Source organism: Mucilaginibacter lutimaris (assembly GCF_042676625.1).
Classification (GTDB): Bacteria; Bacteroidota; Bacteroidia; order Sphingobacteriales; family Sphingobacteriaceae; genus Mucilaginibacter; species Mucilaginibacter lutimaris.
Genome location: NZ_JBHTIA010000003.1, coordinates 960,390 through 985,386 on the forward strand (window position 1 = coordinate 960,390; position 24,997 = coordinate 985,386).

At 43.7% G+C, this 24,997-nt stretch carries 19 protein-coding genes; 4 read left to right on the forward strand and 15 right to left on the reverse strand.

Features of this window, described 5'->3' with window-relative positions; genetic code table 11:
• Positions 1-60 precede the first annotated feature (60 nt).
• Positions 61-414: a 4Fe-4S dicluster domain-containing protein gene (locus ACFQZI_RS05175; RefSeq protein WP_377139304.1), complete on the forward strand. Its 354-nt coding sequence runs from the start codon at positions 61-63 to the stop codon at positions 412-414.
• A 102-nt stretch (positions 415-516) separates the two neighbouring features.
• Complete coding sequence (locus ACFQZI_RS05180) at positions 517-1,278, forward strand: C40 family peptidase (protein ID WP_377139306.1); 762 nt, start codon at positions 517-519, stop codon at positions 1,276-1,278.
• On the opposite strand, the gene ACFQZI_RS05185 is transcribed toward ACFQZI_RS05180, so the two are convergent.
• The 11 genes from ACFQZI_RS05185 to ACFQZI_RS05235 all read right to left on the reverse strand — a co-directional run bounded on the left by ACFQZI_RS05185 (position 1,275) and on the right by ACFQZI_RS05235 (position 12,273).
• Complete coding sequence (locus ACFQZI_RS05185; protein ID WP_377139309.1) at positions 1,275-2,177, reverse strand: WD40 repeat domain-containing protein; 903 nt, start codon at positions 2,175-2,177, stop codon at positions 1,275-1,277. The two genes, ACFQZI_RS05180 and ACFQZI_RS05185, sit on opposite strands and share 4 nt — an antisense overlap.
• 72 nt (positions 2,178-2,249) lie before the next feature.
• Positions 2,250-2,837, reverse strand: coding sequence for a bifunctional phosphoribosyl-AMP cyclohydrolase/phosphoribosyl-ATP diphosphatase HisIE (hisIE, locus tag ACFQZI_RS05190; RefSeq protein ID WP_377139312.1), 588 nt, complete (start codon positions 2,835-2,837; stop codon positions 2,250-2,252).
• 93 nt (positions 2,838-2,930) lie between these two features.
• Positions 2,931-3,683 carry an imidazole glycerol phosphate synthase subunit HisF gene (gene hisF, locus ACFQZI_RS05195; RefSeq protein WP_377139315.1) on the reverse strand — a complete coding sequence of 251 codons (753 nt, stop codon included), beginning with the start codon at positions 3,681-3,683 and terminating at the stop codon, positions 2,931-2,933.
• A gap of 115 nt (positions 3,684-3,798) precedes the next feature.
• The gene (locus ACFQZI_RS05200) at positions 3,799-4,548 is read right to left on the reverse strand and encodes a 1-(5-phosphoribosyl)-5-[(5-phosphoribosylamino)methylideneamino]imidazole-4-carboxamide isomerase (RefSeq protein WP_377139318.1); all 750 of its coding nucleotides are present in this window, start codon (positions 4,546-4,548) and stop codon (positions 3,799-3,801) included.
• A gap of 3 nt (positions 4,549-4,551) precedes the next feature.
• Complete coding sequence (gene hisH, locus ACFQZI_RS05205) at positions 4,552-5,142, reverse strand: imidazole glycerol phosphate synthase subunit HisH (protein ID WP_377139321.1); 591 nt, start codon at positions 5,140-5,142, stop codon at positions 4,552-4,554.
• Between the two features lie 81 nt (positions 5,143-5,223).
• On the reverse strand, positions 5,224-6,372 hold the full coding sequence (hisB, locus tag ACFQZI_RS05210; RefSeq protein ID WP_377139324.1) for a bifunctional histidinol-phosphatase/imidazoleglycerol-phosphate dehydratase HisB: 1,149 nt from the start codon (positions 6,370-6,372) through the stop codon (positions 5,224-5,226).
• Position 6,373: 1 nt separating this feature from the next.
• Positions 6,374-7,420: a histidinol-phosphate transaminase gene (hisC, locus tag ACFQZI_RS05215; protein ID WP_377139327.1), complete on the reverse strand. Its 1,047-nt coding sequence runs from the start codon at positions 7,418-7,420 to the stop codon at positions 6,374-6,376.
• Between the two features lie 116 nt (positions 7,421-7,536).
• Positions 7,537-8,838, reverse strand: coding sequence for a histidinol dehydrogenase (gene hisD, locus ACFQZI_RS05220; RefSeq protein ID WP_377139330.1), 1,302 nt, complete (start codon positions 8,836-8,838; stop codon positions 7,537-7,539).
• A gap of 95 nt (positions 8,839-8,933) precedes the next feature.
• A complete protein-coding gene (hisG, locus tag ACFQZI_RS05225) occupies positions 8,934-9,785 on the reverse strand; it encodes an ATP phosphoribosyltransferase (RefSeq protein WP_377139333.1) in 852 nt (283 codons plus the stop codon).
• Positions 9,786-10,133: 348 nt separating this feature from the next.
• The gene (locus ACFQZI_RS05230; protein ID WP_377139335.1) at positions 10,134-11,651 is read right to left on the reverse strand and encodes a hypothetical protein; all 1,518 of its coding nucleotides are present in this window, start codon (positions 11,649-11,651) and stop codon (positions 10,134-10,136) included.
• Positions 11,652-11,781: 130 nt separating this feature from the next.
• Positions 11,782-12,273, reverse strand: coding sequence for a D-glycero-alpha-D-manno-heptose-1,7-bisphosphate 7-phosphatase (locus tag ACFQZI_RS05235; protein ID WP_377139338.1), 492 nt, complete (start codon positions 12,271-12,273; stop codon positions 11,782-11,784).
• A 251-nt stretch (positions 12,274-12,524) separates the two neighbouring features.
• On the opposite strand from ACFQZI_RS05235, the gene gltB reads away from it, so the two are divergent.
• Together gltB and ACFQZI_RS05245 are read left to right on the forward strand one after the other, a co-directional pair.
• Positions 12,525-17,048 carry a glutamate synthase large subunit gene (gltB, locus tag ACFQZI_RS05240; protein ID WP_377139340.1) on the forward strand — a complete coding sequence of 1,508 codons (4,524 nt, stop codon included), beginning with the start codon at positions 12,525-12,527 and terminating at the stop codon, positions 17,046-17,048.
• An 8-nt stretch (positions 17,049-17,056) separates the two neighbouring features.
• Entirely contained in the window at positions 17,057-18,538 is a 1,482-nt protein-coding gene (locus tag ACFQZI_RS05245; protein WP_377139342.1) for a glutamate synthase subunit beta, read from the forward strand.
• Positions 18,539-18,714: 176 nt separating this feature from the next.
• Here ACFQZI_RS05245 and ACFQZI_RS05250 read toward each other — a convergent pair whose 3' ends face one another.
• The 4 genes from ACFQZI_RS05250 to ACFQZI_RS05265 all read right to left on the reverse strand — a co-directional run bounded on the left by ACFQZI_RS05250 (position 18,715) and on the right by ACFQZI_RS05265 (position 24,974).
• Positions 18,715-20,061, reverse strand: coding sequence for a M56 family metallopeptidase (locus ACFQZI_RS05250; protein WP_377139344.1), 1,347 nt, complete (start codon positions 20,059-20,061; stop codon positions 18,715-18,717).
• Positions 20,058-20,429: a BlaI/MecI/CopY family transcriptional regulator gene (locus ACFQZI_RS05255; protein WP_377139346.1), complete on the reverse strand. Its 372-nt coding sequence runs from the start codon at positions 20,427-20,429 to the stop codon at positions 20,058-20,060. The genes ACFQZI_RS05250 and ACFQZI_RS05255 overlap by 4 nt, the downstream gene beginning before the upstream one ends.
• Before the next feature lie 349 nt (positions 20,430-20,778).
• Positions 20,779-21,441, reverse strand: coding sequence for a YdeI/OmpD-associated family protein (locus ACFQZI_RS05260; RefSeq protein WP_377139349.1), 663 nt, complete (start codon positions 21,439-21,441; stop codon positions 20,779-20,781).
• A 17-nt stretch (positions 21,442-21,458) separates the two neighbouring features.
• Positions 21,459-24,974, reverse strand: a complete 3,516-nt coding sequence (locus tag ACFQZI_RS05265; RefSeq protein ID WP_377139352.1) for a TraB/GumN family protein — start codon at positions 24,972-24,974, stop codon at positions 21,459-21,461.
• Between the last annotated feature and the right edge of the window lie 23 nt (positions 24,975-24,997).

Here is a 24,997-nt window from a genome sequence, read left to right on the forward strand (position 1 = left end):
TTTGCAGTGCCTTATTTGGGGGCAAAGGTAAATAGAATACTATAAGAATATTTAAATAATATGGCGATTATAATCACCGATGAATGCATAAACTGCGGGGCCTGCGAACCAGAGTGCCCAAATAATGCTATTTATGATGCAGGTGCTGCCTGGCGTTTTAGCGATGGTACAAGTTTAAAAGGGATAATTGATTTTGGCGATGGTAATACTTTAAACGCCGAAGAAACTCAGGCTGCCCTGTCTGACGATATCTATTACATTGTTCCTGATAAATGCACAGAGTGCGTTGGTTTTCATGATGAACCACAATGTGCCGCTGTTTGCCCGGTTGATTGCTGTGTAGACGACGAAGATGTACGCGAAACCGAAGAAGAATTGCATGCTAAAAAAGATTGGCTGCACCAAAACGGATAATTTTAAGATATTTATTTTAAAGGGGGAGGCATTTAATGCGTTCCCCTTTTTTGTTTAACAAAAGTTTATCATTAATTTAACGTTATAATGTGTGATTGATACATGGAATACGGGATATGTAATTTAGCTGTAGTGCCCCTGCGGGCCGAACCTAACGACCGCAGTGAAATGGTATCGCAGATTTTGTTTGGCGAGGCTTTTGAAATATTAGAGTGGAAAGATAAGTGGGTGCAAATTACTACTGCTTATGATAATTACACCGGTTGGATAGACCGACTGCAATTTGTAATGCTTGGGCACCTGGCTTATAAACGTATTGCGCAAACACTACCACCGGTAACTTTTAGCGCTGTAACACAGGCCTGGAAAATAGCAGATAACTCAGTTGTTTACCTGCCCGCCGGTGCATCGCTGGCATTTTTAGAAGGTACAACAAGTTATATTGGTAACCAAAAGTTTGAAATTATAGGCACAATAGGCGAAACCAATAGTATTATTAACATTGCCAAATCATTTTTAAACGCGCCCTATTTATGGGGCGGGCGAACGCACTTCGGCATAGATTGCTCGGGTTTTACACAAGTGGTTTATAAGCTGCTTGGCATAGCCATTAAACGCGATGCTTCGCAGCAGGCAGAACAGGGAGAGTTTGTAGATTCGGTATTAAAAGCAAAGCCCGGCGACCTGGCATTTTTTAATAACCCCGAAGGCCGTATTACCCATGTAGGTATTATTTTGGGCGGAGGCAAAATTATACATGCATCAGGCAAGGTTAAAATAGATGCTCTAGATACCGAGGGGATCTATTCGGAAGAGTTAAAACGGCATACGCACAGGCTTAAACTTGTGAAACGGTACCTTTAAAAAGCAATATTCCAAACAATAATTTTTTTATCATCTCCCGTAGAAAGTAACTGATCGTCATTCCAAGCAAGTTTGTTGACAGATAGCGCATGGCTTGCATAGCCCTTTTCCCTGCTAATTATTTTTCGGAGTTTAAAATCAACGGCATCCCAAATTTTGATGCTTTTATCCATACTTGCAGTGGCGAAATATGGCCGGGTAGGGTGAAAGGCAATATGGTTTACAGCAAACAAATGCGCCGGGATATTTTGAATAAGCGTGTAGGTTTTATTATCCCAAATCTTTACCTGCGCATCCCGGGCGCCCGATACCAGGTAATCGCCGATTGGGGAGTATTGCAACGAAAAAACCGCCATAGTATGGCCAATCAACGCTTTAATGGGGCTATAGTCTTCCAGGTCATATATAACAACCCGGTTATCGCGGCAACCAAAAGCAATGCGGTCTTCGGCAGGGTTTACGCTGATGCAACGGATAGTATCGTTAGATACCGAAATGCTATGCAGTAATTCGAGTGTTTTAAGGCTCCATACTGATACCGTACCGTCTTCTGAAGCAATTAGCAGTTCATCTTTTTTGGGTGATGATTTAATATCAAATATTGGTTTGATGTGGTGCCTTAAACGATGGGTTATTTTTTGCTCGATGAAGTTGAAAACCAGTACCTCGCCGCTGCGCAAGCCGGCAAATAATAACGGATAACCCACAGGGCAGTGTATGGCATAAATTGAAGCCATAACCGGGAACATTACTTTGATAAAAGAGTTAGTTTCCAGGCTCCATTCCACCAGGCCCTTATCATTACCACCGGTAAAGAGGATTCCCGGCTTTTGTGAAAGTTCCAGGCCAAATATAGGGTTGCTGTGGCCGGTAAGTTCTGCTGTTTTTTGTGCTTCCATTTCAGTTTGCAGTAGGCGGTTCTCAGTAGGCAGTTCTAAGTTGTTAACTGCAAACTTAAAACTGCTTACTGTCTACTTATGTCTTTCCTCTAAATTTTTTGCTATGCGCTCCAAATTTAGGCCTTTTTCTTTCAGCAGTACCAATAGGTGAAACATCAGGTCCGATGCTTCATCAACCAGTTCGGCTTCTGTTTCGTATAGGGCGGCTATTACAACTTCAACGCCTTCTTCACCAACCTTTTGGGTGATCTTTTTAAGGCCTTTTTTGCGGAGCTTGTTAATGTAAGATTCTTCTGTGGGGTTCTCGTACCTGTCGGTAATGATGTTCTCCAACTGCATTAAAAAATTCTGATTGTACTCCGTTTTAAAGCAACTGCGCGAACCTGTATGGCAGGTAGGGCCATCAGCTTTAACCTTTATCAACAGGGTGTCGTTATCACAATCGATATGCATGCTTTTTACGTACAGGTAATTTTTGCTGGTCTCACCCTTGGTCCATAAACGATTTTTCGAACGCGAGAAGAAAGTAACGATATTTTCCTGAACGGTTTTATCGTAAGCTTCCTGGTTCATGTAACCCAGCATCAGCACCTCAAGTGTTTGCTCGTCTTGTATAATAACCGGTACCAGCCCGTCTGTTTTGTTAAAGTCGATGTTCATAAGCCCCCTCTAAATCTCCGCCGTAAGGGAAGACTTTTAATTTGTAATTTAATTCGTAAGCCCCTCTCCCTCGGAGAGGGGTTTGGGGTGAGGCTACCTCACCTCAATATTATTTTCTCTTAAAACCGATTTTAAATCGGGTATCAATATCTCTCCGTAATGAAATACCGAAGCAGCCAGCGCGGCATCCACATTAGTTTGTTGAAACACATCTACAAAATGCTGTACAGACCCTGCACCACCGGATGCTATTACCGGGATGTTCACCGTATCGTTCACTAATTTTAATAAACCGTTGTCAAAACCTGCTTTTGTACCGTCATGGTCCATAGAGGTAAGCAGTATTTCACCTGCACCGCGGCTTTCGGCTTCAACTATCCAGACTAAAGTTTCTTTTTCGGTTGGCAAGCGCCCGCCATTAAGGTGCACTATGTTTTTATCTCCGATTACTCTTGTGTCAACCGCTATAACCACAAATTGCACCCCAAATGCCTTAGCTAACTCATCTATCAAAGCCGGATTGCGCACCGCGGCCGAGTTTATGGAAATTTTATCGGCACCTGCATTGAGCAGGGCATCAGCATCGGCAATTTCGTTAATACCGCCGCCAATTGTAAATGGGATATTGATCTGCCTCGCTACAGATTTTACAAGCTCTACCATAGTTTTGCGGCGCTCCACAGTCGCGGTAATATCCAGGAACACCAATTCGTCGGCACCTTGCTGCGAATAGTTCCAGGCAAGTTCAACCGGATCGCCGGCATCACGCAGGTCTACAAAGTTTACACCTTTTACAGTGCGGCCATCTTTAACATCAAGGCAGGGGATGATTCGTTTAGCGAGCATGGTGGATTTTAACTATGTCATTGCGAGCGATAGCGCGGCAATCTCGTCGTAAGCATATCGTTAATGCATTGCTACGAGATTGCCGCGTCGCTACGCTCCTCGCAATGACATATTATTAAATAGACATAAGGGATTCCAAATTCCAGTTTTTGATCTCTTCGATACTGATGTGGTTCTCATATATGGCTTTGCCAACTACACAAGCTTCAACCTTTATTTTATTTAATTCCTCAATATCTTTCATAGAACTTACCCCGCCAGATGCTATCAATTTAATGAACGGCGAATGATCAAGCAATTTGCTATACAGTTCTACACCGGCACCGCCCAGTTTACCATCTTTATTAATGTCGGTACACAGGAAACGGAAGAAACCTAACTGCAGGCACTTATCTACATAATCCATTAGTTTTATGGGCGAGCTTTCCATCCAGCCGGAGTATTTGATAACCTCATCCAGCACATCAATAGCTACAACCACCTGGTCGCTGCATTTATCTTTACCACAAATCTCTTTGCTCAGTTCCTCCAAAAAAGTTGGGTTTGTAATAGCTTGTGTGCCTACAATAACGCGGTGAACGCCCGAGTCAATCAAGCCCTTAACCTGGTCGATACTGCGGATACCGCCGCCGTACTGTACCTGCATATCTGTTTTACGGATAACATCAAACAGGTATTGCTGGTTGCTGAAATCGCCTTTTGCGCCGTTAAGATCTATAATGTGAATGAAGTTTGTACCATTACTTTGGTACCTTTCTATCATTTCTTCGAGTGTAACATCGTATTCTGTTACTTGTTGATAATCGCCTTCGCGCAGGCGCACAACCTTTTTATTCAGAATATCAATGGCAGGGATAATATACATGCTTTAAATTTTAGAGAAGTTTTTTAATAATAATTCGCCATACGCACCCGACTTTTCGGGGTGAAATTGCACACCGTAAAAGTTATCATGCCAAATTGATGCCGAAAATTTATTTATGTAACTGGTTGAAGACAAAGTGAATAATTGATCGTACTCAATAAAGTATGAATGTACGAAGTAAAAGTGTGACCCGACAGGTATATTTTCAAATAGCGGGTTTTCTTTTTCGGCAAACACCTGGTTCCAGCCCGTATGAGGTACTTTAAAATTGTCCTTATTAGGGAATTTTAAAGTTTTGATAGGAAAAAGATTAAGCAGACCGGCATCACCTTCTTCACTATAGGCCGTTAGCAATTGCATGCCAACGCAAATACCCAAAGTTGGTTTTTTAAGGGCCTTTATAGCCGGGACAAGTCCGGTATGCTCCAGTTTGCGCATGGCAGCGCCCGCATGCCCAACACCGGGTATGATATAACGATCGAACTTTTCCAGGTCAGCCTCGGTATTAACCATGCCGTAGGCAATGCCCAGCCGCTCTAAAGCAGCAGTAAGTGAGAATATGTTCCCGGCGCCGTATCGTATAATGCCTATCATATTAAAGAGTCAAGATATTAGAGTCAAGAATCAGGAAAAAGCAATTGTCTTGTCTCTTGATTCTTAACTCTTGATTCTGTTTTACAAAAGTCCCTTCGTACTTGGTAAAACCATTTTGTTAACGTCGCGCTTTACGGCCATTTTTATAGCTTTGGCAAAGGCTTTAAATATAGCTTCTATTTTGTGATGTTCGTTTTGCCCTTCGGCTTTAATATTAAGGTTGCTTTTTGATGCATCGCTAAACGATTTAAAAAAGTGGTAGAACATTTCTGTAGGTACATCACCAACTTTTTCGCGCTTAAAATCGGCGTCCCAAACTATCCAGTTGCGGCCACCAAAGTCAATGGCTGCCTGTGCCAGGCAATCGTCCATAGGGAGGCAAAAGCCATAACGCTCAATTCCCATTTTATTGCCTAATGCCGTAGCAAAAATTTCACCCAGGGCAATACCGGTATCTTCAATGGTGTGGTGCTCATCAATGTGCAGGTCGCCTTTGGCGGTTACTTCAAGGTCTATGCTTCCGTGGCGTGCAATTTGGTCGAGCATGTGGTCAAAAAAGTGCAGGCCTGTAGATACCTTGGCTTCACCTGTGCCATCAAGGTTTATTTTGATGCGTATGTCGGTTTCTTTAGTAATGCGGCTGTGTTCAAATACTCGTTGGCCCAGCTTTAAAAATTCGTAAATTTCTTTCCAGTCAATAGTTTGTAAGGCTACTACTCCTGCAATGTCGTTATCGGTATTTGTACTAAACTCGCCATCACCCAAGCCCGATCTGTTATTTAGCCATATCGCCTTCGCCCCCAGGTTTTTAGCCAGCAACACATCGTTCTTGCGGTCGCCTATGGTAAAAGAATTGGCCAGATCGTATTTAGTGGTATCTAAGTATTTTGTCAGTAAGCCTGTTGCAGGTTTGCGGGTAGGGGCATTATCGGCAGGAAAAGTACGGTCTATAGCCTGTTCCGAAAAATGCACACCTTCGTTCTCAAATGTCTTGAGAATAAAATTATGAACCGGGTAAAAAGTATCCTCCGGATATACGGCGGTGCCCAAACCGTCCTGGTTGGTAACCATTACCAGCTCAAAATCAAGTTCGGCGGCAATTTTAGGCAGGTATTGCAAAGCGCCGGGGTAAAAGGTCAGCTTGGCAAACGAGTCTATTTGCTCATCGGGCGTTTCGTTGATAAGGGTACCGTCACGATCAATAAAAAGTACTTTTTGCAAATTACTCATGCTATTTGTATTGCTGTAAGGTTTCTAACAAGGTTATATTTTCATCGGGCGTGCCGATGGTGATGCGCAGGCAACCCTCGCAAAGTTCCACTTTAGAGCGGTCGCGAATGATGATGCCATGCTGCACCAAAAAGTCGTAAATGGCTTTGGCGTTGGTTGTTTTTACAAGAATGAAGTTAGCATCAGATGGGTAAATATCCAGCACAAAATCAAATTCCTTTAAGTTTAGCACCAATTTATCGCGTTCTTCAAGCGTTTCTTTTATCCACAGATTTACCAGCGATACATTGTTTAGCGCCTGCAAAGCCAGTTGTTGCGATGCCTCATTCATGTTATAAGGCGGTTTCACCTTGTTCATCACCTCGATGATTTCCTCACTCGCGAATGCCATGCCTACACGTAAGCCGGCCAGTCCCCATGCTTTTGAAAGGGTTTGCAATACCACCAGGTTGCTATATTCAGTAAGTTCCTGTATAAAGGTTTTTTGGCGACTGTAATTAATATAAGCTTCATCTATAATAACCAGGCCGTTAAAATTGGCCAGCAGGGTTTCTATGTCATCTCGATTGATAGAATTACCCGTTGGGTTATTTGGCGAGCAGATAAAGATCAGTTTCGTGTTGTTGTCGATAGCCTCGGCAATACCGTCGAGGTCGAGCTGGTATTCTTCGGTCAGCAGTACTTTTTTCGCTTCAACGTCATTAATATTTGCCGATACCTGGTACATACCATAGGTTGGCGGTACAATAATTACATTATCCACACCCGGGTTACAAAAGCTACGGAACAGGATATCGATAGCCTCATCACTGCCATTACCCAGAAAAATATTGCGGGCAGGCACACCTTTGATTTCGCTCAACTTCATTTTTACCCTGTACTGTAAAGGGTCAGGGTAGCGGTTGTAACCTGTTTCCAGCGGCGAACCGAAAGCGTTTTCATTCGCATCCAAAAACACACTGGCCTCACCTGTGTACTCATCACGTGCGGATGAATAGGGGGTTAAGTTTTTGATGTTTTCGCGTAATATGTTATTTAACTCGAACATTGTATTCTCTTTATTTAACCATGTCATTGCGAGCGATAGCGCGGAAATCTCGTTGTTTACAGAACGGATATGCATTGGCGCGGGATTGCCACGTCGCTACGATTCTCGCAATGACATTAAAATTTATTATTGTCGGGCCTCATCCTTACACTCACCGCATTCCTGTGTGCATGCAGGCCTTCCATTTCGGCCAGTATCCCTACAGCCGGGCCTATATTTTGTATACCCTCCTCTGTTAAATACTGGAAGGTTATTTTCTTTACAAACGAATCTACCGACACACCCGAGTATGCTCTTGCATAACTGCTGGTGGGCAGGGTATGGTTGGTGCCCGATGCATAATCGCCCGCGCTCTCAGGCGTTAAGTTACCCAGGAAAACCGAGCCTGCATTGATGATCTTTGGCGTTAGTTCCTCCCAATTTTCAGTGGCCAAAATTAAGTGTTCGGGCGCGTATTCGTTACTAAAATCCATTGCCTCATCCAGATCTTTTGTGATGATGATGTATGAATTGTTTAATGCCTGTTTAGCAATTTCGGCACGAGGCAAAATGGACAGTTGTTTTTCAACTTCGGCCAACGTTTTATCGGCAATATCCTGCGAGGTACATACCAGAATCGATTGACTATCTATCCCGTGCTCGGCCTGTGCTAACAGGTCGGCTGCCACGTATGCGGGTTGGGCAGATGCATCGGCGATCACCAAAACTTCCGACGGGCCTGCCGGCATATCAATTGCTGTTGTGGTAGTGCTCTGAATAATGGTTTTGGCCTTGGTTACAAACTGGTTGCCCGGGCCAAAGATCTTGTCAACCCGGCTGATGGTTTCAGTACCATATGCCATAGCAGCAACCGCCTGTGAGCCGCCAACCAGGTAAACTTTATCAATACCCAGCATTAAAGCTACATAAGCTATAAAAGCATTTACCTTACCGTTTTTTTGTGGCGGAGAGCAAACTACTATTTCGCTGCAGCCCGCTATACGTGCCGGTATGCCCAGCATTAAAAAAGTTGAGGGTAAAACAGCCGTGCCGCCGGGTATGTAAAGGCCAACTTTTTCAATAGCCCTCAACTCTCGCCAGCAGGTAACGCCGGGCATGGTTTCTACCTTATCCTCGGTTTTTAGCTGTGTTTTGTGGAATTTATAAATATTGGCGTATGCTGTTTGTAAAGCTTCCTGTTGGTCTTCTGTTACAGCAGAGGCTATCTGTTCCAATTCGGCCCTGTCAAGGTAAAGCTTCGTTAGCTCAACTTTGTCAAATTTGCTGGCAAAGTCTATCAGCGCGCTATCGCCGTTTTGCTTAACCTGTTCTATAACCTCCTCAACCAAAGTACGAATTTCGTTCGCAGGGTCAACATTACGCTGTACCAGGCGGGCAATATCTGCTTTAGTTAAGTCTGAATAATTGAATGTCTTCATAAGCCCCCTCTAAATCTCCCCCGATAGGGGAGACTTTTTTAAAAATAACCCACTCCATATAAGCCCTACCTTTCGGGGAGGGTTTGGGTGGGGCGTTACAATATTATCTTCTCTATCGGCATTACTACAATGCCCTGCGCGCCGGCTTGTTTCAGCTGGCTTATGCGGTCCCAAAAATCGCGCTCGGGTATAACGGTGTGTACAGCCACCCAATCTTCCTCTGCCAATGGCACTACCGAAGGGCTTTTTACGCCCGGCAGCAACGCTAATACCGACGGCAGGTTTTTGCGCTCCACATTCAGCACCACGTACTTGGTTTCTTTAGCGCGCAACACAGACTGGATACGCTGTATCAATTCCTGCACCAGATCTTCATTCTCGCTGCCTTTTTGGCCTATTAAAACGGCTTCGCTGCTCATTACATCGGCAAAGGGAACCAATCCGTTGCTTTTAAGGGTGCCGCCGGTTGATACCAGGTCGCAAATGGCATCGCTTAAACCAAGGCCCGGCGATATTTCTACCGAGCCTGATATAGTGCGGATATCAGATGAAATACCTTTTTCTTTTAAATATTTACCCAATATTACCGGGTATGTAGTAGCAATAGCCTTGCCATTAAGCTGCTCTAAAGCGGTAATGCTGTTGTTGTTTGGTACGGCTATTTTTAATGAGCACTTACCAAAACCAAGTTTTTGCAGGTAGCTTACCTCAACCTCGGTTTCCTGTATTACGTTTTCGCCTACGATGCCCAGGTCGGCAATGCCGTCTTGTACATACTCGGGAATGTCATCATCGCGCAGGAAAAGGATCTCTAACGGGAAATTTGATACGGGGGAGATGAGCGAGCTTTTATAATTTTCGAAATTAAGGCCGCAATTTTTTAGTAATTCGACGGATTTTTCGTTGAGCCGACCCGATTTCTGGATCGCTATTTTAAGTGTTTTCACAAATTGACTTTAAGGAATGAATAATAAACGGAGGACGATATTTCGCGTAGAAACATACTATTACATGATCACCACATGGTGGTGATGGTGCAGATGTAAATGATATGTGTTAAGTCCGTTCATTTTATAACTTGCTTTGGGTAAGCGATGCAAATATAGGGCGTATTTTATTAAATCAAAATTTAAAAAGAAATTGATTGCAAAAAATATAAAATTACCTACCGAATTTTGGAAAAATGGCAAAATGTATAAGTGCTTATGTAAATTTGTTGTCTGAATCAGGATTTACAGGATTAGAGAATTTTCAGGATGTTGCAATTTTTAGATTTTGTAAATCCTAAAATTCTATTAATTCTGATTCTGACTATCATATTCGTAAATCGCCCCCTCCTCAAACTGCTTTATCACCTTCAATTTCTTTACCTTTTGAATGTCTTTAATATTGATGAGCTCGGGATTTTCGAGGTTATTGAACCAGATGAGGTAGAAACGTTTTATTTTATAAAACTTCTCTACATCTTTTTTAAAGAATTTATGCGGTACAAGGTATGATGACATGCCAGAGAAGAAGTAAACCGCCTCATGCGCGTCGGAATAAATGCCAACCTTTGGCGCAAACATGCCTTTATCGATTGTTTTTAAGTATTTGGCAAATTCCGATTCCATCCAGTCGTTGTCGGTATAACCGGGGTTTCCGTACTCGTCAACTATCTGATCGTTATACCGTTTTTTATCTATCAGGTAAATTTGGGTAATATAGCCAAGCATCATTAGTATAAATATGGCGGCAACGGCCATACGCACGCGCCTGTCTGCAATGCGCTTCAACAGCAGCAACCCCCAACTGGTGTAACCCCATAAGGCGGGTATATACATAGGCGCAAGTAAACGGGGGTTAATACGTTCGTACCGCGAAAAGGTAGAGGACAGTACAATAAACAACCCGTAAATAAGCGCGAAGGTAATGGCAAGGTTTTCAAAGCTATCCAGCTTGCGGCGGGTAAAGTTAAATGTTAGGGCAGCTATAAAACCAACCAATATGATAATGGCGAGGGGCAAAGCAAAGGTATGGTACATGTTTGGCGTCATCCCTATCCACTCGCAAAATACGCTGCCAAAGTAATACAGGTTTTGGCTAAATGAGGTAATGGATGGTTCCCTGGGGCCTGTTACGGTGCCGGTATGCAGGGCGTTAAAGGTAAGGTTAGCTACTAAAAGCGAAATGCAGATGAGGCCGTATATAATAATATGGCTAACTTTTTTCCTGATGGGTAGCTGCCTGTCGAGCAATAAAAGCAACCCGCCTGTTCCTACAATGGTTACCGCGGCATAGCGTGTTATACAGGCCACCGCCGCAATGCCTGCGGCAAATACCAGCCATTTACCAGCGTGGGTTAATAGGTATTTACGAAAAACGATCAGGAATAATAATACTTCGAGGATAAACAGCGTCTCCGACCATAAATAAGAGTAAACCTGCAACAGCCCCGGGTTAAGTATAATAGCTGCCAGCGCCAGCCACTTATAAATGTGTGATGCAGGTGTAAACCGCGACATGATCCATCCGCTGGTAAAAATAAGCGTGGCAAACATGCACATGTTAAGCACAGCGCCAAACTTTACCGGGTCTGTTTGGGATATGAAACTGATTACACCCAGGAAAAAGGGGTAAAATACAGGGAAATCAACAATGGGAATATTATTAAAAGTATGCAGGTTACCATTGGCAACAAAATTACGGGCCGCGCTGGTGTACATGATCGAGTCGGGCGAGATGCCGATGCCGCTGTAACTGGTAAACAGGTAAATGGCATAAAAGGCAATCGCGGCGAACAGCAGCGTGTCGTAGTTTTTTAGTTTATCCAAAAAGCCCATTGGTATTTTAAAGGATGTAAAGCAAAAATTGTTTTAAAGGCGATATATGTAGATGTTAAGATATGTAAACGTAGATATGCAATGAAGGGATCTGCTCCTGCATATCCCCATCTATCAACTTTTAAGCTATCAAATCTAAAATTGTGCTTATCGGCTGGTCGCTGTCTATTAATATGCCTTTTACCCCTGCCGCTGTACCCGCCTCTACATCCCGCTCGCGGTCGCCAATGAAATATGATCTTGATGGGTCGATGTTATATTTCTCAATACCTTGTAATAATAAGCCCGGCTTTGGCTTGCGGCAATCGCAGTCGCCGGTAAAGTTGGGGTGGTGTGGGCAGTAGAAAAAATCTTTTATTTCTACACCGTGTTCATGGTAAACCTGTTTAAGAAGGGCGTGCATTTTGCCAAGTTCGGTTTCATCGTACCAGCCTTTAGCCAGTCCGCCCTGGTTGGTGGCTACAAGCAGCATATATCCGCGGTTTTGCAATTCTTTCAGCGCGTCAAAATTATCAAGCACATGAAAATCCTCCAGCTTGCATACGTAATCGCCCATTTCACGGTTCAACACACCGTCTCTGTCCAAAAATACTGCTTTGATTTTATCGGCCATATATTATAAGGTATAAGTACTTTTTGGCAAAATTAGATTATTACATTTATTTACTATGTGTGCATATTAAATAAACATTAAGAATTATTAAATTCATACAAATACTATACTATAATTGTCGACTTAATAATTAAATTGTAAAAAAAGCCTATTGTTTTAATAAATTTAAAAAAATATCCATCTATTTTATAAAAATATGAAAATTTGATAATTTCGTTATTACCCGCATCATAAAATAAGCGGATAAAAGAATGGATCAAACTGATTGTAACCAGCAGGGCCTATACAGGTCGGAATTTGAGCACGATTCCTGCGGAACAGGATTTATTACGCATATAAACGGTCATAAATCGCACAGTATTGTTAGCGATGCTTTAACCATGTTAGAGAACATGGAGCACCGCGGTGCCTGTGGTTGTGACCCCGAAAGTGGTGATGGCGCAGGTATCCTCATTCAATTGCCGCATGAATTTTTGATGGAAGAATGTTCTGATCTGGAGATCAGCTTACCGGAGCCGGGGGAGTACGGCGTGGGTATGTTGTTCTTCCCCAAAGAGCCTGCTCTGAAGAAAGCAAGCCGAAAAATTATTGCCGCCGCTATCGAAAAATTAGGTTTTACTTTGCTTGGTTACCGCAAGCTGAATGTTAATTCATCGGTAATCGGCGAAACCGCACGCCAGGCCGAGCCAGATTGCGAACAAGTTTTTGTTACGCGTCCGCGCACCGTTACCAATACCGACGATTTTGAGCGCAAACTTTACGTTCTTCGCCGTTACATCAATAAAACTGTTACCGAAACTATACCGGCAGCTGCCGAACACTTTTATTTTACCTCGTTCTCTTGTAAAACAATTATTTACAAAGGGCAGGTAACCACTTATCAGCTGCGTAAATACTTTACCGACCTTGCCGATCCGCGTGTAACATCGGGCCTGGCCTTGATCCACTCACGTTTTTCCACCAATACCTTCCCGTCGTGGAAGTTGGCGCAGCCTTTCCGTTTAATTGCGCACAATGGCGAGATAAATACACTTACCGGTAACCTTAACTGGTTCTACTCAGGCGTAAAATCTTTTGCGTCGGCCTATTTCACCAACGAGGAAATGGAGATGCTGCTTCCGGTGATCGATAACAATCAGTCGGATAGTGCTTGTCTGGATAATATCATTGAGATCTTGCTTCACACAGGCCGCTCATTACCGCATGTAATGATGATGCTGATTCCCGAGGCATGGGATGGCAATGAGCAGATGGACCCGGTTAAGAAAGCATTCTACGAATACCACGCTACCTTAATGGAGCCATGGGATGGCCCGGCTGCTATCAGCTTTACAGATGGTAAACTGGTTGGCGCCCTGCTTGACCGTAATGGCCTTCGCCCGCTCCGTTTTGTGATCACCAATGATGGCCGCGTTATAGCAGCATCAGAAGCGGGGACGTTAAAAATAGATGAGAGTACAGTTATCCGCAAAGGCCGCTTGCAGCCGGGTAAAATGTTGCTGATAGATACCGAAAAGGGAAAGATCATCACCGACGAAGAAATTAAGAAAGAAATTACAAGCCAGCAGCCTTACGGTACCTGGTTAGATAATTATAAGATCCGTTTGGGCGAACTGCCCGAGCCGCGTTTATCATTCGCCAGCCTTAGTGCCGATGCCGTTTATCGCTACCAGCAGGTATTTGGTTACAGCCGCGAGGATATAGATACCATTATTAAACCAATGGCTTTGGATGGTAAAGAGCCAATAGGCTCGATGGGTACGGATGTGCCTTTGGCCATATTGTCTGATAAACCTCAGCACCTGTCGAGCTACTTTAAACAGTTTTTTGCCCAGGTAACCAACCCACCGATAGACCCTATCCGCGAGCGTTTGGTAATGAGTTTGGCTACCTTTATAGGTAACAATGGCAATTTGCTGGATGAAGACAAAATGCATTGCCATTGTGTGGTGCTTAATCACCCCATATTAAAAAATCACCAGCTTGAAAAGCTGCGTTCGATAGATACGGGATTATTCCACGCCAAAACGCTGCAAACCTATTACAATGCCGATGGTAACCCGGGGTCGATGCAAAAGGGTATAGCGAGGCTTTGCCGCTACGCGGAGGATGCTGTTGACGATGGCTTTGAGGTACTGATATTGAGCGACCGCGCGATAGATTCTGAACACGCGCCTATTCCGATGCTTTTAGCGGTATCTGCTGTCCATCACCACCTGATCAAAAAAGGCCGCCGTGGCGCGGTAGGTATCGTAGCCGAAACAGGCGATGTTTGGGAAGTCCACCACTTTGCTACTTTATTAGCTTTTGGTGCCACGGCTATTAACCCGTACCTGGCGCTTTCAACAATAGAAACGTTAAAAAACAACGGACAGTTAGAAACCAGCCTTGATCTTAAAACACTTTACAAAAATTATGTAAAATCGGTTAATGATGGTTTGCTGAAGATCTTCTCTAAAATGGGGATCTCTACCTTGCAATCATACCATGGTTCACAGGTGTTCGAGATCCTGGGGCTGAACAAAGAGGTGGTTGATAACTACTTTACCGGCGCGGTTACCCGTATAGAGGGTTTAGGTTTGGATGAGATAGCCAAAGAATCGCTTTGCAAACATAAAATTGGCTTTAATAGCCCTAAAACAGAAAACCACTTATTGCCTGAGGGCGGTATTTACCAATGGAAGCGCCGCGGCGAGGCCCACTTGTTTAATCCAACCACGGTACACTTACTACAGCATGCAACCCGCAGCAACAGCTATAGCGTATATAAAAATTACGCTGCCGCGATAAACGAGCAAACCGAAAAACATTACACCATACGTGGCCTGCTTGATTTTGCACATCACCGCGAAGCCATAAGCATTGACGAGGTTGAGCCGATAGAAAGCATCATGACGCGTTTTGCTACTGGTGCCATGTCGTTCGGGTCTATTTCGCACGAGGCACACAGCACCATGGCTATTGCCATGAACCGCATTGGCGGCAAAAGCAATACCGGCGAGGGTGGTGAAGACGAGATGCGTTACGAGAAACTGCCAAACGGCGATTCGATGCGCTCGGCTATAAAACAAGTGGCTTCGGCACGTTTTGGGGTTACCTCAAACTATCTGAGCAATGCCGATGAGTTACAGATCAAAATGGCACAAGGCGCAAAACCGGGCGAAGGCGGGCAACTGCCGGGCCACAAGGTTGACGAGTGGATCGCTAAAACACGCCACTCTACACCGGGCGTAGGTTTGATATCGCCGCCGCCGCATCACGATATTTATTCTATTGAGGATCTGGCCCAGCTGATCTTCGACCTTAAAAATGCTAACCGCGCCGCGCGTATCAACGTTAAACTTGTATCGAAAGCGGGTGTTGGTACTATTGCAGCGGGTGTTGCTAAAGCACATGCCGACGTTATTCTTATTGCAGGATACGACGGTGGTACCGGTGCATCGCCAATAAGCTCTATTAAGCACGCGGGTTTACCATGGGAGCTTGGCCTTGCCGAAGCGCACCAAACTTTGGTACGCAACAAGCTGCGTAGCCGTGTAGTACTGCAAACGGATGGTCAGTTAAAGACAGGTCGCGATTTGGCTATAGCTACGCTAATGGGTGCCGAGGAATGGGGGGTTGCAACCGCGGCCCTTGTTGCCGGCGGCTGTATCATGATGCGTAAATGCCATTTGAATACCTGCCCGGTAGGTGTCGCTACGCAAGATCCTGAGTTAAGAAAACTATTCAGTGGTAGTCCTGATCACGTTGTTAACCTGTTCCGCTTTATGGCCGAAGAGTTGCGCGAAATCATGGCCGAACTTGGTTTCCGCACCATTAATGAAATGGTTGGCCGTGTGCAATTCCTGAAGGTTAAAGAAGGATTGAAAAGCTGGAAAGCGAAAACCATCAACTTATCCGGCATGCTGCACCCGGTTACTACCGCCAAAGGCAGCACGCTATACAACAGCGAGAAGCAAGACCACGGTATGGATGAAATACTCGACTGGGAATTGCTGAAAGCCGCCAAGGTAGCGCTTGAAGAGAAAACGCCGGTGTTTGCTACGTTTGATGTTATCAACGTGAACCGCACCATTGGTACATTATTATCGAACGAAATTTCGAAGATCTATGGTTCTGCGGGCTTGCCCGACAACACCATCAACTATAAATTTAAAGGATCGGCAGGCCAAAGTTTTGGTGCTTTCACCACAAAAGGAATCTCTTTTGAGCTGGAAGGCGAGGCTAATGACTACGTAGGTAAGGGCCTTTCGGGTGCGCAATTAGCCATCTACCCGGCTACAAACGCAACATTTAAGCCCGAAGATAACATCCTGATAGGTAACGTTGCCCTGTATGGCGCCACAAGCGGCGAGTTGTTTGTAAGGGGTATGGCAGGCGAACGTTTCGCGGTGCGTAACTCGGGCGCTACAACGGTTGTTGAAGGTATTGGCGACCACGGTTGCGAGTACATGACCGGCGGGCGCGCGCTTATCCTTGGCGAAACCGGAAGGAACTTCGCGGCGGGTATGAGTGGTGGTATTGCCTGGGTGTATAACCCTAACGGCACATTTACAGAAAACTGCAATACCGAAATGGTTGACCTTGACCCGCTATCATTAAAAGACGAGGAGCATATAACTGCTCTATTGAAAAAGCATGTAAGCTTAACCGGCAGCAAGCTGGCGCAAAGTATCCTTAAAAATTGGGATAAGGCATCGTCGCAGTTCGTAAAGGTATTCCCTAAGGAGTACAAAAAAGTGTTAGAAAAATTAGAGTATCAAACCGTAAGCTAAATATCATAATGGGAAAAGTTACAGGATTTCAGGAATATAACAGGGAACTCCCCGTAAAAACGCCTGTTGCCGAAAGGGTAAAAAACTATAATGAGTTTGTTGGTTTGTATTCTGATGAGAAGCTGAACCAGCAATCGGCACGCTGCATGAACTGCGGGATCCCGTTTTGCCATAGCGGCTGCCCGCTTGGTAATGTTATCCCCGAGTTTAACGATGCCGTATACCGCAAAAATTGGGACGAAGCATACCAGATCTTATCATCAACAAATAACTTCCCGGAGTTTACGGGCCGTATTTGCCCCGCACCTTGCGAGTCTGCCTGTGTATTAGGTATCAACAAACCGCCGGTAGCTATTGAGGAAATTGAAAAACATATTATTGAGATAGCCTACTCAAAAAATATGGTTAAACCGGTTGCCCCGCTTATTAAAACAGGCAAAAAGGTAGCTGTGATTGGTTCGGGACCGGCGGGATTAGCCGCCGCAGCACAGTTAAGCAAGGCCGGCCATAGCGTAACCGTTTACGAGCGCGACGACCGTCCCGGTGGCCTGTTACGCTACGGTATCCCTGATTTTAAACTGGAGAAATGGGTTATAGACCGTCGTATCCAGATCATGGAAGAGGACGGCATCGAATTTAAATGCAACGCTGAAGTGGGTAAAAACGTTGCTGCTGATGAGGTTGTCCGCAATCATCACGCCGTTGTATTGGCAGGTGGTTCAACTATACCACGTAACCTGCCTATTCCCGGCAGGGAGTTGAAAGGCATTTACTTTGCAATGGATTTCCTGAAGCAACAGAACAAGCGCGTAAGCAGTATTGCCGTTGAAGGCGAAGAAATTTTTGCTACCGATAAAGATGTAGTAGTAATTGGCGGCGGCGATACCGGCAGCGATTGCGTAGGGACATCAAACCGCCAGGGCGCACGTTCTGTGAGACAATTCGAGGTGATGGTACAACCACCTGAGCAGCGCACCGCGCACATGCCGTGGCCAACCTACCCAATGGTGCTAAAAACCACCAGTTCGCACGAGGAAGGCGTAGAACGCTCATGGGGTATTAACACCAAAGAGTTTTTAGGCGACGCTGAAGGAAATCTGAGGGCCCTTAAAGTGACCGACGTAAGCTGGGAGATAGACGTAATGGGCCGCCCCATTAAATTTAACGAGGTTGAAGGCAGCGAGCGCGAGATACCTTGCCAGCGTGTATTCCTGGCGATGGGTTTCGTTAACCCTCAGTTTGAAGGCACCCTTGAGCAATTAGGCGTTGAGCTTGATGAGCGTAAGAATGTGAAGGCTAAAGAAGGTGTTTACCGCACCAACGTTAGTAAAGTATTTGCTGCAGGGGATATGCGCCGCGGCCAATCATTGGTTGTATGGGCAATATCAGAAGGCCGCGAGGCTGCCCGCAAAGTTGACGAGTTCCTGATGGGGCATTCCAACCTGGAAAGTAAGGACGCTGTTAACCAGTTTGACCAGGTGTTTTATTAAGAATAATTAGTCAGTCAGTTATAAACCCAAGCCCTGTTCAGTTAGTTCTGACAGGGCTTTTTTTGTTGGAGAATTTGAAAGTCGTCATAGCAAGGTGGCAATCTTCGATAGAAAAGTAGCCGATAAGCCCATCGAAGATTGCCACGCTATCGCTCGCAATGACGCGTTGGAGAAGGTTACTTTGTTGCTCTATCTTTCCAAGTTTTAAATGTCTCCTTATACCCATCCTCAGTATAAAGATCTACCTGGAAATAATTCTTTGGATAGTTAATGGCGTTTTTAGTAAGCGGGCTGCTGGTGTAGTAAACAATGTCTTTATTGCTGTAGTTAGCAAGTTCATCATTAGAGATGTGTTTACCATCCAGCCAAATGCCATAAATAGATTTTGTGGACCACGAGTGCATCTGGCGCTCGTTTGGCGATTGCTTAACGGGCTTAACAAAGCTGCCGGGCAGCGGGAACCTGAATTTCTTCTTCTCGGCAGGGGTAAGGTCTGCAACGTATTTATAGAATACAGCTTTGCCGTTTTTATCAACTTTAGAAACAAAAGGGCCTCTACTCTTCGGCTTGGCAAATTGTACCTGCATTTTTTGCGGGATAGTGTCGTTAAATACCTTTCCTGCTTTAGCTGCCACCGCTTCTGCTTTGGCGCTCACAAAAAGTATTAATGCCAGCATTACAGGTGCCAATGCAATTCCCTTTAGCGTCGCCCTTAATTTTGGAGTTGTTTGTGTCATCATGATTAAGCGTTTTTTAGTTATCTGATAATTTAAATTACTTGTTAGGTTAACCGCCGGACTAAAGCCCGCCTTCGATAGCAGCAGGTATTGATACCGCTTCAGATCTGCGTTTGCCGAGAGCACGTTTTCATCTGCCAAAAACTCATGGTTTAGCTGGATAGCGCGTTTATACAAGATAAATACCGGGTTGAAACAAAACGCTATTTTCAGCAATTCGATGAACAGGATATCCAGCGAGTGGCGTTGCTTTACATGGGTAAGTTCGTGCTGTATTAACTGTTGGTCGATGCCATTTGTGTAATCAGCTTCATTTACAAAAATGTAGTTTAAAAAGCTGTGCGGGATGGTCTCGTTGGGGATCAAAACAAGGGTTGCATCTACAGTAGCAATGCTTTTGTTCCTGCGGATGCTGTTGCGAATAGACAGCAAATTACGTCCAAACCGGATCAGCAATATGCATACCCCAAGCCCATAAACTATCAGCAGGTACTCGGTAATAGTAAGCGAATGGGCAACTACAACATTCTGCACATCCACCGACTGAATTTCTGTACGGATCTGTTGCGGCCTGCCTTCGTCAATAACATAAGCAATTGGGAGCATGTTGGGCACTGCTGCTTTAGGCAAAGTGATTGAAATAGCCGGGACAACGAGGCTAAACATCAAGCTGATTAGCAGGAAGAACCTGTTAAAGCGATGCATCTTTTCTTTTTGCAAGAGCAGGTAATACGCGGCCAGCAGCACAACAAGGCATAGGGCGGATTTGATGAAGTATGCAATCATTTTTTCTTTTTTTGAATTTCCTGATCAATGATATTTTTGAGTTCTTCAAGTTCCTTCTCGGAAAGGTTTGTTTCACGCGTAAAAAATGACGCGAACTGTGACGCCGAGTTGTTAAAAAAGCTCTTGATAAGGCCGTTTACATGGGTAGAGAAATATTCGGCCTTAGCTTTTAGCGGATAATATTCCCTGGAATTACCGTAAGTAGTGTAACTTACAAACCCTTTATCGGCCATCCGTTTAAGCAGTGTGGCAATGGTTGTAGTTGCAGGCTTTGGCTCGGGGTAGGCATCGAGGATATCCTTCATGAAGCCTTTTTCCAGCGACCAAAGGTGCTCCATCAACTCCTCTTCTTTTTTAGATAGTTTCATATTACTCTACAATATTAAATCTTATTCTACAAATGTAGAGTTTAAAATGAATAATACAAGCGGCGAGCAAAATATTTGGTTATAAATTAAAGTGTAAATAAGGTATAGTATTATGGCTAATGGTGTAAACTTTTTTCAGGACGGGTCACTGTCCCGGGTGTCCCATTCCGTCCCGTTTTTTTATATGTGGGACACCATGTTAAACACATAAATAACTTTAAATCAATAACTTGAAAATATTCGCTGACTTTAAGGCACAAAAAGTCAATTTTTATTTAATTGATTATCAGGTTGTTATAGAGTGTCCCGTTTTTCTAACATAAAAAGTGGGACACCTGGTGTAAAAGGCTTATTTGTGCGATGGATTTTTTTTACCAGCAGTCAGCATTTCTATCATTTTTACGATGCGGTTAGCGCGCGTTTGTTCCTGTTTGGCGCTCAATATCCAGACTACATACTCCTTGCGGTGCGACCAGGCAAGTTTCTCGTACGCAGCCATTGCAGCAGGTTCGTGGGCTAACGCTTCGTGCAGGTAGGGCGGCAGGGTTATCTGTTTTTTATCAACGTCGATATATGCGGAGTAATCATTTTCTTTTCGGATGGACTCTTTGCTGGCGCCTGAATGTTTTACCAGATGCTCGGGGCGGAAACGCAGGGTGGTCCACACGTTATTTATAGCGGCGGATGCTACAGGCCGCAGTCCGTAAGGTTTAGCTACTTCCCAGCCGCTCATCATCTCCAGGTCGCTATCAATACCTGAGTTCTTTTTTGGGTAGATGATCCATAAAACTGTTTCGTCTTTTAAAACAGGTTTCAATTGGGCCAGTGCTTCAGCCAGTCCGGTACTATTTTTTACAAATACTTGTATACCGTTAAAATCGCCTGCTGCATTAAAAGATAGTTTAACATCCTGGGGCAGGGGTTCCAATGTTGCCAGGTAATCTTCGGGCGCGTTCATTATAAGCCAATGCTGGCCGGGCTTCATCAACAGTTTTTTAGCAATAGTGCTCATTGTTTGTGCTCTAAAAGTTAATTTTGGGCGTATTTAAGGCTTTCCTTATTAGCCTCTTTTAATTTTGGTATCATTTTCCTGGCATGTAGTTTCCAGTTTGTTTGTTTATCATCCCAATCTGTATACACGCGATATATCGAAAAATCTAACTTAGCAGATCCCGTTTTGTAGGGGCCGCAAATGGCTGTATAATGAGCATCTTCGTTATAACCCGAATCAAATTTAAAAACAAAATACTGGTTTTGATTTTCGGGTATTATGCCTAAAAGCTTAATGTTTGTTGCGCTGCCTTCATCTTCACCCTGCACATATTCATATAAAGAGGTTTTAGCAAAATCTAACTGACTGCGGTATTTTAATGGTGCATGATTAAGTTTACCGTTTCTATTCAATGCTTCTAATATACCATACCTCAAGCTAATACTATCTAATAGCCTGTTAGTTACAATTGTGTTGACAGCAAGCCCATTATCTAAACGTGTAATTACGGCTTCGCTTACTTCACCATCATAAGCATCTTTTTTTATAATGGCAGATGTAAAGCCATCTGTAAGCGGCTGCCCCTTAACGGCTGTCATCAATTGCAGGTAATTGGATATGCCGTATTTCCATTTGTATTGCGCAGTGTCGGCGAGGTAGCTTTTTAGGTCCTCATTTGCATATTGCGTAAGTACATTAAAGTTAGCTCTTATAAGTGGCAGGTATTTACCCTTATTTGCCTCACCGGCCATGTTTTGCGCTATAGACAATATATTGCGCCTATAACCCGGATGTTTAAGCAGTTTTATTACCTCCGGAAAATTTGCAGCTACATAGCCGAGAGAATCGTTAAGCGGGCGGAATATCTGATAATTGAGGCTGGCATTTGTTAGTGTTTCCTTGCTTAACAAGTTAAAATAAGTATTGTAACCTTTAATGCTATCAACCTTAACAATAGCATTAAGCGCAGTTACCTTAATGTCCTCGCTTTTGGTGTCATTAAAAACTTTTACCAATACATCTGCCGACGAAGGTTCTTTCAAATTGGCAATAGCCTCTATAAGTTTTACGCGCGCGCCATTGTCGGTGGTGTCGTCGCTGTAATTTTTTTGGATAGCGCTTAACAGATCGTTCAGGTCGCTTTTTTCAAATTCATAATATGTTAATGCCCCTAAAGCAAAATTATATGTTGTAGTATCGGTGCTTGAAAGGTCTTTGATAATAAGTTTGGCTTTGGATGCGCTTAGGGATATTGGTGATGTTTTTTGAGTTGCTGTTAATGAGTTGTAAAACTCGTTCGCATCATCACTAAATAATTCTTCTTCGGCGGCATGGCTCATAAAGGTAAACACGTCGTTATTATTGATGATCAACCTGCGGCGTTCTTTTTCTTTTGTGTACTTGCCTTGTGTAATAAGTTCCCAGCCTTTAATACCGTTAACGGTTACCGAATCTTTTTTTATGAGGCTATCAGTATAATTTACAAAACTATGCAGCAATTTACTGTATGCCGAATCGATGTTGGCAATGCGATAATATTTACTGAATGTAGCATGCTCTACTCCAAACACGCCGCCCGATCGCATATTGGTAGAAAATACGGTTTCGCCTGTCCGTAAATACGAATTATAATGCATCGAAGAATCTACAGGAGCAACTACATTCTGAAAAACTTTAGTTGTGTATGCGCCATTTTTAAATTCATAGCTGTTAAGCGGGGCCTTAGCATAGGGCGTAAACTTTAATGTTTTAAAAAAATCAAAACCTTTAGACATTTCCCCGCCTTCGAGGTTTTGCTTTAATAATAAATAAATACGATTGCCGCGTATAAAAAATTGCGCCTTGCAACTGTATTGTTTAAGGCTAAATTCAAACTCACGGCCCTCATAACCCTGTAAGAAAATTGTACGGATCTTTTTTATAACGGCCCCTTTTGATTTTAATTCTCCACTTACGCTTTCAAAAGCCTGGGTTTTGTTAGCAAGGTAAGTCCCTTTCGGATAATCGTTATACCTCACTAAATAGTTAATAAAGTTAACGCTATCAGTCGTTAAATACATGCTTAATTCAAAGGTGTTATCCGGGTTTTTAGGGCTTGCTATGTGCTGCTTGATAATAACGGGCTGCATAGGCAAGTCTACACTAAAGGCAGCCGTGTCATTTTTATAAGTTATCCACTTTTTATCTGGCTTTATAGCTGGTTTAAAGCTTTTAAAAGAATTGAAAAATTTATTGGCATAGGCCGAATTAACACTGGTTATATCGTTACCGGCATAAATGCAATAAAGGAAATTGTTATTTGTAATAAAGCGGTACCGCATTGTAATGTGTTTTTTGTTCTCTACAATTACTTCGGTAGCTTTAATGCCGTTGAGCATAATTACCTTGTTGCTTATAATGCGCTCTTCCTTATTACGGATATTTTTTAATATGCGTGCAATGGCCTGATCTGACGATTTCGGCCCGTTCAACAGGGCATATGTGCCCAAAAACATTTCGTTACCCATATCCGGATATACCACGGCCTTAATATCATATGAAGGGCTCGTTTTAATAGGTTCAAACGGAAAGTTTATCGAATAGCCCTGCTCTTCATCTGTATAAGTCTTCCATTTAAGGTTGGTATAGTCGGAGTTAAAATTATCTGCAATACCTGTAAATGTGGCGGTAACAGGGGTAACTGTGTAACCGGCGTTTCTTAGTAAAGTAATAAGCCCGTTATCGCCGGGCAGGTGTGCAACCCCAATGGCCGAAAATAGGGGCTCAGTAGCAATTTGTTTTAGAATATTGTTGACCATAACGTTATTGCGCGCTATCAGTACGGGGTCGTCCAGGTGGTCATCGCCCAGGTAGTCTACAATTTCTTTAAGGTTACCTGCACTATACAGGCGTATCATTTCTTCGGTTTGTTCAAGCTCTTCCTGCTCGTCACCGTCAAGTATATCCTGCAATCTTGATTTTAGCTGGTCGCTTTCACCAAGCTCCTTTATTTGTTCTCTTGTATTTTCAAGTCCTATGATGTTTTTGCCCATTCCGCGGGCTACTCCAAACAGGTATGCGTCAACAAACGCCTTTTTATCGTCGGGTTTTTCCTTTACTGCCTGCATCATTGATTCGGCCTGTATAGGGTCGATGTCGCCGGGCGGATACCCGTTTTTCGCCTCAAAGCGTTTAGCGAATTTCTCGTAATCTTCGTTACTTAATAATTTACGCAGGCTGCCTTTTGTATCCTTATTCCCTAGGTCCTCAAACATCTGTTTAATAACCGTATCGGGATGGATCTCGAGCGCAAATGCAGGGCAGCTTTGTATGGCAAGCATAACCGAATCGCTAAAGCCAAATACACGTTTATCTTTCACGTGCATGGTGCCGAAAATATAAGAGGGTTTGGTTAAGCCTTTACCGCTTATTTTCCAGAGCAGGCTGTAGCCGGGCTTTTGCTGAGCCGCCGCGCCAACTGATGTTGCGCAAAGTATTACAGCTATTACAAGATTTCTTAACTTTAAAACGTGCGAAGATCTAAGTTTGGACTTGGTTGTGTAACAGGTGGTCATTAATATTTGTATAAGGATTGGGC

What these genes read in the sequence shown, in the direction of transcription:
- ACFQZI_RS05250 (WP_377139344.1), bottom strand. Translation starts at nt 20,061, where the DNA reads ATGATTGCATACTTCATCAAATCCGCCCTATGCCTTGTTGTGCTGCTG.
- hisH (WP_377139321.1), bottom strand. Translation starts at nt 5,142, where the DNA reads ATGATAGGCATTATACGATACGGCGCCGGGAACATATTCTCACTTACT.
- hisF (WP_377139315.1), bottom strand. Translation starts at nt 3,683, where the DNA reads ATGCTCGCTAAACGAATCATCCCCTGCCTTGATGTTAAAGATGGCCGC.
- ACFQZI_RS05260 (WP_377139349.1), bottom strand. Translation starts at nt 21,441, where the DNA reads ATGAGCACTATTGCTAAAAAACTGTTGATGAAGCCCGGCCAGCATTGG.
- hisC (WP_377139327.1), bottom strand. Translation starts at nt 7,420, where the DNA reads ATGTTCGAGTTAAATAACATATTACGCGAAAACATCAAAAACTTAACC.
- ACFQZI_RS05200 (WP_377139318.1), bottom strand. Translation starts at nt 4,548, where the DNA reads ATGTATATTATCCCTGCCATTGATATTCTGAATAAAAAGGTTGTGCGC.
- hisD (WP_377139330.1), bottom strand. Translation starts at nt 8,838, where the DNA reads ATGAAGACATTCAATTATTCAGACTTAACTAAAGCAGATATTGCCCGC.
- gltB (WP_377139340.1), top strand. Translation starts at nt 12,525, where the DNA reads ATGGATCAAACTGATTGTAACCAGCAGGGCCTATACAGGTCGGAATTT.
- ACFQZI_RS05180 (WP_377139306.1), top strand. Translation starts at nt 517, where the DNA reads ATGGAATACGGGATATGTAATTTAGCTGTAGTGCCCCTGCGGGCCGAA.
- hisIE (WP_377139312.1), bottom strand. Translation starts at nt 2,837, where the DNA reads ATGAACATCGACTTTAACAAAACAGACGGGCTGGTACCGGTTATTATA.
- ACFQZI_RS05255 (WP_377139346.1), bottom strand. Translation starts at nt 20,429, where the DNA reads ATGAAACTATCTAAAAAAGAAGAGGAGTTGATGGAGCACCTTTGGTCG.
- ACFQZI_RS05235 (WP_377139338.1), bottom strand. Translation starts at nt 12,273, where the DNA reads ATGGCCGATAAAATCAAAGCAGTATTTTTGGACAGAGACGGTGTGTTG.
- ACFQZI_RS05245 (WP_377139342.1), top strand. Translation starts at nt 17,057, where the DNA reads ATGGGAAAAGTTACAGGATTTCAGGAATATAACAGGGAACTCCCCGTA.
- ACFQZI_RS05185 (WP_377139309.1), bottom strand. Translation starts at nt 2,177, where the DNA reads ATGGAAGCACAAAAAACAGCAGAACTTACCGGCCACAGCAACCCTATA.
- hisB (WP_377139324.1), bottom strand. Translation starts at nt 6,372, where the DNA reads ATGAGTAATTTGCAAAAAGTACTTTTTATTGATCGTGACGGTACCCTT.
- ACFQZI_RS05265 (WP_377139352.1), bottom strand. Translation starts at nt 24,974, where the DNA reads ATGACCACCTGTTACACAACCAAGTCCAAACTTAGATCTTCGCACGTT.
- ACFQZI_RS05175 (WP_377139304.1), top strand. Translation starts at nt 61, where the DNA reads ATGGCGATTATAATCACCGATGAATGCATAAACTGCGGGGCCTGCGAA.